This is a genomic window from Nocardia sp. CA-135953, assembly GCF_050955735.1.
Lineage (GTDB): Bacteria > Actinomycetota > Actinomycetes > Mycobacteriales > Mycobacteriaceae > Nocardia.
Genome location: NZ_CP192082.1, coordinates 7,190,461 through 7,204,158 on the forward strand (window position 1 = coordinate 7,190,461; position 13,698 = coordinate 7,204,158).

Here is a 13,698-nt window from a genome sequence, read left to right on the forward strand (position 1 = left end):
CACCGCCGATCTCCCCCGGCTCGCCCACATCGGGCGCGATGATGGGCGAATGGCGACCGCAATCATCCCCGTGACATGGAAAGACCAGCCGGAAGAACACGACTACCCGGCGGCCGCGGACTATCTGGAGCTGCTCGCCGAACGGGACGTGGTCGACGCCGTGATCGGGGAACTGCGCGCCGCTCCGGTCGTGCACAAGAAGGCCAAGGACATCTTGCGTGCGGCCGGACTCGAACTGGTGTCGGCCGAGGATCCGTATGTCCGCCGCGATCTCGTCAAGATCAATAATCGCAAGTCGCGATCGCCGATCCTGCTGGTGCGCGGCGATTTCCGCAGCGGCGTGCCCATGGTGATCGCCGATGGCTACCACCGCGTGTGCGCCGTCCATTGGGCCGATGAGAATATCGCTATTCCGGCGAAGATAGCCGCTATGCCGCAATGACCTTCGCAACCCTCGCGCTGGTCATCGCACTCGGACTGTGCGGACCGCTGCTCGCACTGCGGCAGAGCTGGCACATCCCGGTGATCCTGGGTGAATTGCTCGTCGGCATTGTCTTCGGCACCACCGGATTCGGCATCCTGCACCCCGCCGACCCGATCTTCACCTTTCTCGCGGATATGGGTTTCGCGGTCGTCATGTTCGTCGCGGGCACCCATGTCCCGGTGCGTGATCCGGCGGTTCGCTCGGCAGTCGGTAAGGGCGCGGTCCGGGCAATCCTGGTCGGATTGCTCGCCGTCGCAGCCGGATTCGGGCTGGCCCGCTGGTTCGCAACCGGACACGGTGCGGTCTATGCGGTGCTGATGGCGTCCTCATCGGCGGCGCTGGTGCTGCCGATCATCGACTCGGTCGGTCTGTCGGGAAAGCCGATACTCGCCCTCACCGCCCAGGTCGCGATCGCCGATACCGCCTGCGTGGTGGCGCTGCCGCTGGTGATCGATCCGGCGAATGCGGGCCGCGCGGCACTGGGCGCCGTCGCGGTGGCGGTGGCCGCCACTGTGCTGTTCCTGGTGCTGCGCAAGCTGGAGCTGTCGGGTCGGCGGCGGCGAGTGCATCGACTGTCCGAGAAGCGTGCATTCGCCCTGGAACTGCGGGTCAGTCTCGCGGTGCTGTTCGCCCTGTGCGCATTGGCGACCCAGACCCGGGTGTCGGTCATGCTCGCCGGATTCGCCGCTGGACTCGCGGTCGCCGGAATCGGGGAGCCGCGACGCGTGGCCCGGCAACTCTTCGCCATCAATGACGGCTTCCTCGGCCCGCTGTTCTTCGTCTGGCTGGGCGCCCGACTCAACCTGCGCGAATTCGGCGACCACCCGCGGCTCATCGGACTCGGTCTCGCGCTGGGTATCGGCGCGGTGCTGGTGCACCTGAGCACCCGCGTCGCAGGTCAGCCGATCGCCTTCGGGATCCTCGCGGCGGCCCAGGTCGGTGTCCCGGTTGCCGCCGTCACCGTCGGCTCGCAACTACACGTCCTGCTGCCCGGCGAAGCATCCGCGATGATGCTCGGCGCGCTCTGCACCATCGCCGCTGCCGCAGTGGCGGCGAGCCGAATCGCAACCCGCACCGCGAAATCCGGCGCGAATTAGCGCCTCAGTTATCGGTGCGGCCGAGTAGACGGTCCGTCTCACGACGTTCCCGCTTGGTAGGTCGACCGGAGCCGCGGTCGCGGCGGGGCAGGGCCACGAGAATCTCCCGAGGCGGCGGCGGGGGGCTGCGGTCGATCAAGCACTGTGCGGCGATCGGAGGGCCGACGCGCTTGGTAATGACGCGCTCCACGATGACAATGCGTTCGATTCCACCGGCTCGGACACGGACCTCGTCACCGGGGTGAACCGGTTGGGCCGGTTTGGCAGCAACACCATTCACCCGGACGTGGCCGCCGCGGCAGGCTTCCGCAGCCGCGGACCTGGTCTTGAAAAGACGCACCGCCCACGTCCAGGAGTCCACGCGGGCCTGGTTCGGGGCGGTGTTCTTGGTAGTCGGTTGGGCGGATGCCACCCTTAGACCATACGGCGTGCCGTCACAACCATGTCGGGGCGCAGGGGGGTGTAGGACACGGGCTGACCGGACTGGACCGCATTGAGCAGCTTGCCGTCGCCCGCGTACAGGCCGACGTGGCCGCCACCGTTGGTCACCACGATATCGCCGGGCTGCAGGTCCTCGAAGGCGACCGGAGCGCCGACGTGCGACTGTTCGAAGCTGGTGCGCGGCAGTTCGATTCCGGCCTGCTTGTAGGCCCACTGGACCAGACCCGAGCAATCGAAGCTGAACGGTCCGGAGGCACCCCAGGAGTACTGCGCGCCGACCTTGGTCTTGGCGGCGTCCAGCGCGATGTCACTGGCGGTGTTGTGGAACATCTGCGGCATGGCCGGGGCGAACAAGCCGGGGAGCGACGGCGCGGCCTGCGGGGCAACGGCCTCCGGGGCGGGCGCGGCGGGCATCGAGGCGAGTGCCTGGGTGAGCTGCTTACCCAGATCCTGGGCCTGCTGGTCGAATTCCTGCGGAACCGGAACGTCGAAATCGCCGATTCCCGGGATGTTGATGGTGGCTGCCATCGCGGGGATCGCGGGCATCGCACCAGTAGATGCGGCGACCGCGCCCATGACGAGCGCACCCTTGACGGAATTCGGTAGCCGCGATTCCCGCTGCAAGCTGTGTTTACCCACCGAGCCGAGTCTCCGATCTTTCTGCTCTCCCACCGACCGGGTCAGCTGTCGGTTCGGACCGGCAGAACGGCCCCAACTCCCAGTTGAATCTCTGGGTCCCGGTACGGCAGTCGGAATTGGTGGCCCCGACAGCCGTTTTGGCGGTAACTCAGTGGCGCCGTTTCTCTTCCGAACCGACAGACTCCACTGGGTCACGAAGAGATTACGGCCAGGACGCGGTGTTGTCCAGCGCACAGACCAGCGTCTTCGTGGATGATCGAAAAACCCCAGGACGAGCGGTGCAATTGCGACACGCCCAGATGGTCACGACACGGTATCGGCGACGCACCGCGTGTTATCGAACCGACGTTCCGATCGGAAGTGACACTGCGTCCACCGGATTCGCGAGCCACCGATTGCTACCCGTCAGATCCGGCACTGCCAGATCCGGCACTGCGCTGATCGAGCGCCCGCTCCAGTTCATCGATCCGCCGCCGCGCATCGGCCAGACCGACCTCCAGCCGACCGAGCGCCACCACCAGCGGACCCACCGCGATATCCGCGACGAGTTGCGGATCGTCGAGGCCGCCTTCGATCGCCTCCAGAATGTTGGACCGGATGTGGCCTGCCACAGGGGCTTCGGCGGGAACTTTCCAGGACTCGACCAACTCGGCAAGGGTGGGGAGTGGTTCCGTGGGCATGCCCCTCAGCATGCGACAGTTTGCTAGCAATATCTAGGACACGCCTTATATATGGCCAGATTCGGCTGACGAAACGCGCTACGCTGTCTGGGCATGGACCCCGTGCGGAATCCGTATGCTCCCGGAGCCGGACAGCGCCCACCCGAATTGGCTGGGCGCGATAAGCAACTCGATGCCTTCGACGTTGTGCTGGAGCGGATCGCGCGTGGTCGACCGGAGCGCAGTGTCATGCTCACCGGATTGCGCGGTGTCGGAAAGACCGTGCTGCTCAACCAACTTCGCTCCGCCGCGGGCTCACGCGGTTGGGGCACAGGCAAAATCGAGGCCCGCCCGGATCAGGAACTGCGCCGCCCGCTGTCGTCGGCACTGCATATGGCCGTCCGTGCGATCGCCATGGCACACCGCAACCAGGAGCGCGTCGACGACTTCCTCGGCATACTCAAGGCTTTCGCGCTGCGCTCCACCGCCGATAAGGGCATGCGGGAGCGCTGGCAGCCCGGAATCGACGTGCCCGCGGTCACCGGTCGCGCCGACTCCGGCGATATCGAGATCGACCTGATCGAACTGCTCAAGGAGGCGGCCGCGCTGGCCAGCGATATCAATGTCGGCATCGCGGTCTTCATCGACGAAATGCAGGATCTCGGCCCTGCCGATATCTCCGCGATCTGCGGCGCCTGTCACGAATTGAGCCAGGACACCGCACCTTTGATCGTGGTGGGTGCCGGGCTGCCGCATCTACCCGCGGTGCTGTCCGCTTCGAAGAGCTACTCCGAGCGACTGTTCAGCTACCACCGCATCGACCGGCTGGACCGCGAATCGGCGGATCAAGCTCTCATCGCACCGGCCGAGCGCGAAGAGGTGAAGTTCACCGAGGAAGCGCTGGATGCGCTGTACCAGAGGGCGGATGGCTATCCGTACTTCGTGCAGGCCTATGGCAAAGCCGCTTGGGATCAGGCGCCCGAGAGCCCGATCACCGCCGAGGATGTCGAGGTGGCGGCACCGAGCGCCGAAGAGGAACTTGCCGTCGGATTCTTCGGTTCCCGATACGAGCGCGCCACCCCGGCCGAACGCGAATATATGCGCGCTATGGCCGATTTGGCGGGCGACGACGGTCCGGTGTCGACCGCGGCGGTGGCCAATGAGCTCGGCCGCAAACCCGCCTCGCTGTCACCGGCCCGCGACGGTTTGATCAAGAAGGGACTGATCTATTCGGCCGAGCGCGGCACCATCGGGTTCACGGTGCCGCACTTCGGTCGCTATCTGCGCAGCGTGTAGCCGGAAAGAGTCAGAGCGGCAGCGGAAGCGGGTATCGGTAGTCGCAATTCCCCTCCACCGACTTCCCCGTGTCGTGCAGGCATTCTGCAGCGACCGCAAGGTGGCGGGACTGACCACTCCGTCGTAAATGCCGACGGCTCGTTGAAAGTTCCGCTCCGCGGCCTTGGTCTTCGGGCCGAACTTACCGTCGACATCAACCTGACCGTTGCCATGGCTGTAGGTGAGGTTGTAGACCGAAACGACATTCGGGTGATCCAGGCAGCACACCAGATCGGCCTCACGCCGGAAAATGCTGCGCTAATGCCCTGATTAGCCCCGAGATTCTTGGCTAATACCTCGAGTGCCACCTGCTTCGGCAGGGCCGGATCATCGGCCAGATAGACCGCCCCATTCCGCCGGAACCAAGGGGCCGCACGATCGAATACCCTGTGAATACCTGCCCGGGCCGCAAGGACATCCCCACAATTCGGACCACGTTTTCTGGCGCGTTTCAGCCCCTACTCCACATCCGAAGCTTGGTGTCAAGGCAACTCCGGCACCTGGTACACGGCAAGGATCAGCTGATCCTTTCGAGCGATCTGCAAGCAATCGCTATGGCCACATCCACCCGTCTACCAAGATCATTAGAGATTGATAGATAACGCTCTACCTCAACGTCTACCGACCGGTAACAAACCCTCCTACACTCTTATGTGATCCTGATCACGTCCGAGGAGGACATCATGGCGACAACCGCGAAAGTCGACGCCACCGAAGAACAGGCCCGCGCACTGGTCGAGGAGTCCCGCGAAACCAGTTGGGCCAAACCATCGTTCGCCAAGGAGATGTTTCTGGGACGATTCCGGCTCGATCTGATCCACCCCTATCCCCAGCCCAGCGACGAGGATGCCGCGCGCACCGAGGCCTATCTGGCTCGGCTGCGGCCGTTCTGCGAATCGCTCGACGGCAGCGTCATCGAGGCGGAGTCCAAGATTCCGGACGAGTACGTCAAGGGTCTGGCCGAACTCGGCTGCTTCGGCCTGAAGATCCCGGAGGAGTACGGCGGCCAGGGCCTTTCCCAGGTGGGCTACAACCGGGCCCTGATGCTGGTCGGGTCCGCGCACCCCAGCCTCGGCGTCCTGCTTTCGGCACACCAGTCGATCGGCGTGCCCGAACCGCTGAAGCTGGCGGGCACCCCGGAGCAGAAGGCCGAATTCCTGCCCCGCTGCGCGGCGGGCGCGGTCAGCGCGTTTCTGCTCACCGAACCCGATGTCGGCTCCGATCCGGCCCGCATGGCAAGCACCGCGACCCCGACCGCGGACGGCGAGGCCTATGAGATCAACGGCGTGAAGCTGTGGACCACCAATGGCGTGGTCGCCGAACTGCTGGTGGTCATGGCCCGAATCCCCAAGAGCGAGGGCCACCGCGGCGGCATCTCGGCCTTCATCGTGGAGGCCGATTCGCCCGGTGTCACAGTGGAGCGGCGCAATTCGTTCATGGGCCTGCGCGGCATCGAGAACGGTGTCACGCGGCTGCACAACGTCCGGGTACCCGTACGCAATCTGGTCGGGCGCGAGGGCGATGGCCTGAAGATCGCGCTGACCACGCTGAATGCGGGCCGCCTCGCCATTCCGGCGCTGTGTACGGCCGCATCGAAGTGGTCACTGAAGATCGCTAGGCAGTGGTGCACGCAGCGGGTGCAGTGGGGTCGACCGGTCGGCGAGCACGCGGCGGTCGGGGAGAAGATCTCCTTCATCGCGGCCACCACTTACGCACTAGAGGCCGCGTTAGACCTTTCGGCCACCATGTGCGACGAGGCCCGCAACGATATCCGCATCGAAGCGGCCCTGGCCAAGCTCTGGGCCAGCGAAATGAGCTGCCAGATCGCCGACGAACTCGTGCAGATCCGGGGTGGGCGGGGCTACGAGACGGCGGCGTCACTGCGGGCCCGCGGTGAGCGCGCGGTCGGGGCCGAACAGTTGGTCCGCGATCTGCGGATCAACCGCATCTTCGAGGGGTCGAGCGAAATCATGCGACTGCTGGTCGCCAGGGAGATGGCCGATGCCCATATGGCCGCGGCTGGTGCGCTGGTCGACCGGAATGCGGAGTTCAAGGACAAGGCCAAGGCCGCGGTCGGCGCGGGTGGTTTCTATGCCAAGTGGTTCCCGCAACTGGCCGTCGGCGCGGGCACCGTGCCCGCGACCTATGCCGAATTCGGCTCGCTGGCAAGGCATTTGCGCTTCGTCGAGCGCAGTGCTCGCAAGCAGGCCAGATCGCTGATGTACGCGATGGCGCGCTGGCAGGCCGGGCTGGAATACCGGCAGAACTTCCTCGGTCGCATCGTCGATATCGCCGCGGAGTTGTTCGCGATCTCGGCCGCCTGCGTGCGCGCGCAGGCACTGCGGACCGCGGGCGCGCCGGAGGCCAAGGCCGCCGAGGAATTGGCCGATACCTTCAGCAGGCAGTCGCGGATCCGGGTCAAGAAGTTGTTCGACGCGCTGTGGGACAACACCGATGACGACGATCGCACGCTGACCCGCCACATCCTCGACGGCCGCTACGAGTGGCTCGAGGATGGCATCTTCGATCCGAGCGAGGGCACCGGACCGTGGATCGCCGAATGGCAGGTGGGTCCGTCGACCGAGACCAACCTGCTGCGGCCTTTCCTACCGTCGACCCGAAGCCACGCAGGCACCTAGACGCGCAACCGCGGCAAGCCGTCACCCAGGCATGGGTGACGGCTCGTCGCGTGATGAGTATTCACGTCTATCGGAAAATTTCTAGATATAGACATATTCCCGATACTCCACGTATGGTTACGGTCCCATAACAATTTCTAGCGGACTCTAGGAGATCCGATCGACTACCCGATAGACGGCGATGCCGCGGGTCGATCATGGACGTCTACCGGAATCTAGCGCCTGACCTATCCATTCATAGATTTACCGATCCACGGGCTTGTGCGCCCTGGCCAGGTCGATCAGCGGCGTCAGTTGGACAACGCGTACATAACGGACGGTATGGCGCGCTAACAGGGCGGGAATTCCGCCCGACAACCGGGCAAGAACGCTCCGAACCGGGTGTCCTACCAGACACAGGAGAATCGTCATGTCCACGACGACTGCCCGCGGCGCCGCCGACTACGACGGCCACCGGATGACGGTATCGGCCGACGACGGCACCCCGATCGCGGTCCGAACCTTCGGCGCCGACGACGCGCAACTGACCGTCGTCTTCGCGCACGGTCACTGCCTGCGGGCCGAGTCCTGGTCATTCCTGCGCGATCAACTGTTGCGGCAATTGGGGATGGCAGCCGGCGGGGCGGGTAAGTACAGCGGTTCGGATGTGCGGATGGTCTTTTACGACCACCGCGGACACGGCGAATCCGGCGTTGCCCATCCCTCGACCTACACCATCGAGCAACTCGGCCGCGACCTCGACGCGGTCCTGCGGTCGGTCGTGCCGACCGGCCCGATCATCCTCATCGGACATTCGATGGGCGCGATGGTCACCCTCGCCTACGCTCGGCTGTTCCCGGCGACCATCGGCACCCGGGTGGTCGGCGTCGGCCTCATCGCAGGTGCGGCGAATGGCATCACCGAGGTCGGGCTCGGCCGTTTCCTGAACCGACGCGCGGTGAATTCGTTGCAGCTCGCGGTGCTGCGAGCGCCCCGACTCATGCAGGCCTCGAAGCGACTTTCCCGCCGGATCTTCGAGCCGATCGCCCGCGAGGCGAATATGGGCACCAAGCGGACGAATCCGCGCATGGTCGCGGTGGCCGCGGCGATGATGAACGAAACCCCGCTGCTCACCATGTCGAGCTTCCTTGCCTCGCTGATGACCTTCGACGAGACCGCAGCGCTGCACCACCTCGGCGGCATTCCGGCGCTGGTGCTGGCCGGTTCTGCCGACATCGTCGTGCCCTTCGCACATTCGGTGGTACTCGCCTCGCAACTGGCGGGCTCGGAGCTGGTCCGGCTCGATGGCGCGGGGCACAGCGTGCATCTGGAGCGGGCCGAGGAGGTGGCGTTGTCCATCGTCGCGCTGGTCGACCGGGCCATCACCGCCATGCACGGTAACGGCCCCGAGTACGCGACCGCCAGCTGACGAACCGTTCGTCGGAACGTACGACAGGCCGGCAGCCAACCCTTGGCAACATGAGGGCGAACCACTGAAATTGTGGGCACCACGAGCCAGAATCCAATTCCTCACGTACTGTGTTAAAGATCACGTTGTGTGGTGAGTCACACGACTCGGTAGAGCGCGTTCCCAGGCAGACCATGGAACCCCTCGCTACCCATCGAGTTCGTCTGTCCGCCAAGGAACACAGGAGGTATCGCGATGACACGCAGCGATATAGCGGAACTGCGCTACACGGTCGGCCAGCTCCGGCAATCCATCGGCGCACTGCGCTCCCACTACGGCGACGCCAATTCGGTCCGACGACTGGAAAATGACCTCGAGCGGCTCGTCATCGATGCCGACGAACTCGAGCAGTCGCCGCCGCAGGAGATCACGCGCCGTCCGCAAGAGACCATCTACGTACCGGACAGCAAATCCGACGAAGCCGCGTGGATGGGCGCACAGGACGAGGGCCTCGGCTTCCATTCCCGCCCGCGCACAAAGTAATCCGGTTCGCGGACCCGGCTCGACGCCGAGCGGGCCCGCGACCGTATCTGCTCGCAATACCGCTCTGATCTGCGCGGCGTAACGGGTTCACCACCCGGTGCGGCGACCAAACCTCGATCGAATGTGGCAGAAATCACGGCCCCCCAGGCGGGTCGGCTTTGCCAGGACCCCGCTCGAGCCATAGCTGGGGTGTCGTATGGTGCTCAGCATCACATTCGATTGCGGAGGTCGCGCGGACCATCCGCACAGCAGATCAGCGAGGCATCCACCTGTGAGTGCCGCACCGACCGCCGCCCCGGAAACGGGCACCGGCGTCTTCAGCAAGACCAGGGCCGCCATCTCCACGCGCACCCTGCGTACCGACCGGTGGTGGGTACCACCGCTGGTAACCGCCGTCGGACTAGCCGCTTTCGTCACCTACGCGACAATCAGATCGTATGTGCGAACGGCATATTGGGTTCCGGAGTACCACTACCTGACCCCGTTCTACTCACCGTGCGTGAGCAGCGACTGCGTCGAGGGCTCCAGCCATTTCGGCGCATGGTTCGGCCACATCCCGGCCATCCTGCCGCTTGGCTTCCTGGTGCTGCCGTTCCTGCTCGGGTTCCGGCTCACCTGCTACTACTACCGCAAGGCCTACTACCGCGCGGTGTGGTTCTCCCCGCCCGCGTGCGCGGTCGCCGAACCGCACGCCAAGTACACCGGCGAGACCAAACTGCCGCTGATCATCCAGAACGTGCACCGCTACTTCTTCTATGTGGCCGTGCTCGTTTCGCTGATCAACACCTATGACGCGATCACCGCGTTCCACGGCAGGACCGGCGGTTTCGGCTTCGGTCTCGGCAATATCGTCCTGGTCGGCAATGTGGTGCTGCTGTGGGCCTACACGCTGTCGTGCCATTCCTGCAGGCACATCATGGGCGGCAAGCTCAAGCACTTCTCCGCCCACCCGGTGCGGTACTGGTTCTGGACCCAGGTCTCCAAGCTCAATACCCGGCACATGGCGCTGGCCTGGACCACCCTCGGCACGCTCGTGCTGACCGACTTCTACGTGATGTTGGTTGCCAGCGACACGATTTCGGATCTGCGGTTCATCAACTAACCGCCCTCACAAACCAGGAGTTTCGCGGCCATGCCAGAAGTGGAACGGCACAACTACGACGTCGTCGTCATCGGTGCCGGGGGCGCCGGACTGCGCGCGGTGATCGAAGCACGCGAACACGGTCTCTCCGTCGCGGTGGTGTGCAAGTCGTTGTTCGGCAAGGCGCACACCGTGATGGCCGAGGGCGGATGCGCCGCCTCGATGGGCAATGCCAATGAAAAGGACAACTGGCAAGTCCATTTCAAGGACACCATGCGCGGAGGCAAGTTCCTCAACAACTGGCGCATGGCCGAACTGCACGCCCAGGAGGCGCCCGACCGGGTGTGGGAACTGGAAAGCTATGGGGCGCTGTTCGATCGGACCGCCGACGGCCGGATCAGCCAGCGCAACTTCGGTGGCCACACCTACCCGCGCCTGGCGCACGTCGGCGACCGCACCGGCCTCGAGATCATCCGGACCATGCAGCAGAAGATCGTTTCGCTGCAGCAGGAGGATTTCGCGGAAACGGGCGACTACGAGTCGCGCATCAAGGTTTTCGCCGAATGCACCATCACCGAATTGCTCAAGGACGGCGATCGGATCGCCGGTGCGTTCGGGTACTGGCGCGAGTCCGGCCGGTTCGTGCTGTTCGAGGCGCCCGCCGTGGTGGTCGCGACGGGCGGCATCGGCAAGTCCTACAAGGTCACCTCGAACTCGTGGGAGTACACCGGTGACGGCCACGCGCTGGCCCTGCGGGCCGGCGCGACGCTGATCAATATGGAGTTCCTGCAGTTCCATCCGACCGGCATGGTCTGGCCGCCCAGTGTGAAGGGCATTCTGGTCACCGAGGGTGTGCGCGGTGACGGTGGGGTGCTGAAGAACATCGAGGGCACGCGGTTCATGTTCGAGTACATTCCGCCGGTCTTCAAGGGGCAGTATGCCGAGACCGAGGAAGAGGCCGATCAGTGGTTGCGCGATAACGACTCCGCGCGCCGCACACCGGATCTGCTGCCGCGCGACGAAGTGGCCCGCGCCATCAACTCGGAGGTGAAGGCGGGACGCGGCACCGAACACGGTGGCGTGTACCTGGATATCGCCTCGCGGCTGCCCGCCGAGGAGATCCGGCGGCGGCTGCCCTCGATGCACCATCAGTTCAAAGAGCTTGCGGACGTGGACATTACGAAGGAGCCGATGGAGGTCGGCCCGACGTGCCACTACGTGATGGGCGGAATCGAGGTCGATCCGGATACCGGCGCGGCGACCGTGCCCGGTTTGTTCGCCGCTGGTGAGTGTTCCGGTGGAATGCACGGCTCGAACCGGCTCGGCGGCAATTCGCTGTCCGATCTACTGGTATTCGGTCGGCGGGCCGGACTCGGCGCGGCGACCTACGTCGAGCAACTGTCCGAGCGCCCCGCAGTGGCCGATGCCGATATCGACGCGGCCGCGAAAGCCGCTGTGGCGCCGTTCGATCCGCCCGCCGAAGGGACCGGGGAGAACCCGTACACCCTGCACACCGATCTGCAGCAGGCCATGAACGATCTGGTCGGCATCATCCGCAAGGAGCACGAGCTGCAGCAGGCCATCGAGCGCCTCGCCGAATTACGGACCCGCTTCAACAGTGTGACCGTCGAGGGGCACCGGCAGTTCAACCCAGGCTGGCATCTCGCCCTCGACCTGCGCAATATGCTGCTGATCAGCGAATGTGTCGCGCAGGCTGCGCTATTGCGCACCGAGAGTCGGGGCGGACACACCCGCGACGACTTCCCCGCCATGGATCCGGAGTGGCGCAACAAGCTGCTGGTGTGCGCGATCGATGCCGCCGATGCGGACGGACCGGTGCCCGGCGTGCGGGTCACCCCGGAGGACCAGATCCCGATGCGCGACGATCTGCTCGCGCTCTTCGATCTGGGTGAGCTCGAAAAGTATTACAACTCAGCCGATCTCGCCTCCCATCCGGCGGGTTCGGTTTCAGCCACGGAAGGCGAGGCGTAAGAATGGGTTACGACGCCAAATTCCGCGTGTGGCGCGGTGATATCGACGGCGGGGAACTGCACGACTTCACCGTCCTGGTGAACGAGGGCGAGGTGGTGCTCGACATCATCCACCGGCTGCAGGCCACCCAGGCCCCGGATCTCGCGGTGCGGTGGAATTGTAAAGCGGGCAAATGCGGTTCGTGTTCGGCCGAGGTGAACGGCCGGCCACGGCTGCTGTGCATGACCCGGATGTCGACCTTCCAGCCGGACGAGCTGATCACCGTCACGCCGATGCGCACCTTCCCGGTGATCCGCGATCTGGTGACCGATGTGTCGTTCAACTACCAGAAGGCAAGGGAGATACCGTCTTTCACGCCGCCGGATGACCTGAAGCCGGGCGACTACCGGATGCAGCAGGTCGATGTGGAGCGCTCGCAGGAGTTCCGCAAGTGCATCGAATGTTTCCTGTGCCAGAACACCTGTCACGTGGTCCGCGACCACGAGGAGAACAAGGAGTCGTTCGCCGGTCCGCGCTTCCTGATGCGGATCGCCGAATTGGAGATGCATCCGCTCGATGTGGCCGACCGTCGCGATCTGGCTCAGGAAGAGCAGGGGCTCGGGCTCTGCAATATCACCAAATGCTGTACCGAGGTCTGCCCCGAGCACATCAAGATCACCGACAATGCCCTGATTCCGATGAAGGAGCGGGTGGCGGACAAGAAGTACGATCCGCTGGTCTGGTTGGGCAACAAGCTTTTCCGGCGCTGATCAACCGATACTGGACCACCGGCCGGGGTAGGAATACCCGGCCGGTCGGCGCACCCTTATAACAACGCGACAACCCCGACGGCGACGACCCACACGAGCACTCCGACGAAGAGTGCCGAGAGGAACGAGCCGGTCAGGACGAACACGCCGACTGCGGACACCGCGAAAAGCAGTGCCACGATCAGCCATTCCACCCAATCGCCCGGCCGCAGTTTCTTGTACCGGGGATGGGAACTCTTGAGCCCACGGTCCACAAGAAGTGGGCTACCCGTAATGACCCTGGGCAAACGCGGTTTCGTTGTCGAATCTGCGCTATTTCGTGATCTTCCCGAGCGGATCTGATCAATACGGGGGACCCGGTCTGCCGTCACGTGACCGAACCCGGCGGGCACAACAACCCGCCGGGTCGCTCACTCTAGGACGAGGGCCGGTCGAACTCACCATCGTGCACACCCGCTGTGAAAGCGGCCCACTCACCGGGGGTGAAGACCAGGACCGGCCCGTCCGGGTCCTTACCGTCACGCAGCGCGACATGCCCGGCATCCAATAGCGCCACCTCGACGCTGTCCTTGCCCGCGCCCTCGCCGGCTTTACGCCAGACCGCACCGGTCAAATCTACTTTCGCGCCCTCATTGATGCTCACGCCCGCAAC

At 64.8% G+C, this 13,698-nt stretch carries 15 protein-coding genes; 9 read left to right on the top strand and 6 right to left on the bottom strand.

Going from position 1 to position 13,698, the window contains the following annotated elements:
* Positions 1 to 49: 49 nt before the first annotated feature.
* Positions 50 to 442, top strand: a complete 393-nt coding sequence (locus tag ACQPXH_RS32655) for a hypothetical protein (protein WP_433600236.1) — start codon at positions 50 to 52, stop codon at positions 440 to 442.
* The gene (locus ACQPXH_RS32660) at positions 439 to 1,581 is read left to right on the top strand and encodes a cation:proton antiporter (protein WP_433600237.1); all 1,143 of its coding nucleotides are present in this window, start codon (positions 439 to 441) and stop codon (positions 1,579 to 1,581) included. The genes ACQPXH_RS32655 and ACQPXH_RS32660 overlap by 4 nt, the downstream gene beginning before the upstream one ends.
* Before the next feature lie 4 nt (positions 1,582 to 1,585).
* Here ACQPXH_RS32660 and ACQPXH_RS32665 read toward each other — a convergent pair whose 3' ends face one another.
* The 3 genes from ACQPXH_RS32665 to ACQPXH_RS32675 form a co-directional block, all read right to left on the bottom strand.
* A complete protein-coding gene (locus ACQPXH_RS32665; protein ID WP_433600238.1) occupies positions 1,586 to 1,993 on the bottom strand; it encodes an RNA-binding S4 domain-containing protein in 408 nt (135 codons plus the stop codon).
* Between the two features lie 2 nt (positions 1,994 to 1,995).
* Entirely contained in the window at positions 1,996 to 2,598 is a 603-nt protein-coding gene (locus ACQPXH_RS32670; RefSeq protein WP_433603667.1) for a C40 family peptidase, read from the bottom strand.
* A gap of 461 nt (positions 2,599 to 3,059) precedes the next feature.
* The gene (locus tag ACQPXH_RS32675; protein WP_433600239.1) at positions 3,060 to 3,341 is read right to left on the bottom strand and encodes a hypothetical protein; all 282 of its coding nucleotides are present in this window, start codon (positions 3,339 to 3,341) and stop codon (positions 3,060 to 3,062) included.
* A gap of 93 nt (positions 3,342 to 3,434) precedes the next feature.
* On the opposite strand from ACQPXH_RS32675, the gene ACQPXH_RS32680 reads away from it, so the two are divergent.
* A complete protein-coding gene (locus tag ACQPXH_RS32680) occupies positions 3,435 to 4,616 on the top strand; it encodes an AAA family ATPase (protein WP_433600240.1) in 1,182 nt (393 codons plus the stop codon).
* On the opposite strand, the gene ACQPXH_RS32685 is transcribed toward ACQPXH_RS32680, so the two are convergent.
* Positions 4,509 to 4,883 (bottom strand): peptidoglycan-binding domain-containing protein, encoded by a 375-nt coding sequence (locus ACQPXH_RS32685; protein ID WP_433600241.1) that lies wholly within the window; start codon positions 4,881 to 4,883, stop codon positions 4,509 to 4,511. The genes ACQPXH_RS32680 and ACQPXH_RS32685 overlap by 108 nt on opposite strands.
* 455 nt (positions 4,884 to 5,338) lie before the next feature.
* On the opposite strand from ACQPXH_RS32685, the gene ACQPXH_RS32690 reads away from it, so the two are divergent.
* The 6 genes from ACQPXH_RS32690 to ACQPXH_RS32715 all read left to right on the top strand — a co-directional run bounded on the left by ACQPXH_RS32690 (position 5,339) and on the right by ACQPXH_RS32715 (position 13,046).
* Positions 5,339 to 7,294: an acyl-CoA dehydrogenase family protein gene (locus ACQPXH_RS32690; protein WP_433600242.1), complete on the top strand. Its 1,956-nt coding sequence runs from the start codon at positions 5,339 to 5,341 to the stop codon at positions 7,292 to 7,294.
* Between the two features lie 409 nt (positions 7,295 to 7,703).
* A complete protein-coding gene (locus ACQPXH_RS32695; RefSeq protein WP_433600243.1) occupies positions 7,704 to 8,702 on the top strand; it encodes an alpha/beta fold hydrolase in 999 nt (332 codons plus the stop codon).
* Positions 8,703 to 8,936: 234 nt separating this feature from the next.
* Complete coding sequence (locus ACQPXH_RS32700; protein WP_433600244.1) at positions 8,937 to 9,224, top strand: hypothetical protein; 288 nt, start codon at positions 8,937 to 8,939, stop codon at positions 9,222 to 9,224.
* A 271-nt stretch (positions 9,225 to 9,495) separates the two neighbouring features.
* Complete coding sequence (locus tag ACQPXH_RS32705) at positions 9,496 to 10,326, top strand: hypothetical protein (RefSeq protein ID WP_387286958.1); 831 nt, start codon at positions 9,496 to 9,498, stop codon at positions 10,324 to 10,326.
* Between the two features lie 30 nt (positions 10,327 to 10,356).
* Positions 10,357 to 12,297, top strand: coding sequence for a fumarate reductase/succinate dehydrogenase flavoprotein subunit (locus tag ACQPXH_RS32710; RefSeq protein ID WP_433600245.1), 1,941 nt, complete (start codon positions 10,357 to 10,359; stop codon positions 12,295 to 12,297).
* Between the two features lie 2 nt (positions 12,298 to 12,299).
* Positions 12,300 to 13,046, top strand: a complete 747-nt coding sequence (locus ACQPXH_RS32715) for a succinate dehydrogenase/fumarate reductase iron-sulfur subunit (protein ID WP_063042544.1) — start codon at positions 12,300 to 12,302, stop codon at positions 13,044 to 13,046.
* 56 nt (positions 13,047 to 13,102) lie between these two features.
* On the opposite strand, the gene ACQPXH_RS32720 is transcribed toward ACQPXH_RS32715, so the two are convergent.
* Together ACQPXH_RS32720 and ACQPXH_RS32725 are read right to left on the bottom strand one after the other, a co-directional pair.
* The gene (locus ACQPXH_RS32720; RefSeq protein WP_433600246.1) at positions 13,103 to 13,333 is read right to left on the bottom strand and encodes a hypothetical protein; all 231 of its coding nucleotides are present in this window, start codon (positions 13,331 to 13,333) and stop codon (positions 13,103 to 13,105) included.
* A gap of 128 nt (positions 13,334 to 13,461) precedes the next feature.
* Positions 13,462 to 13,689 (bottom strand): DUF397 domain-containing protein, encoded by a 228-nt coding sequence (locus ACQPXH_RS32725; RefSeq protein ID WP_433600247.1) that lies wholly within the window; start codon positions 13,687 to 13,689, stop codon positions 13,462 to 13,464.
* Between the last annotated feature and the right edge of the window lie 9 nt (positions 13,690 to 13,698).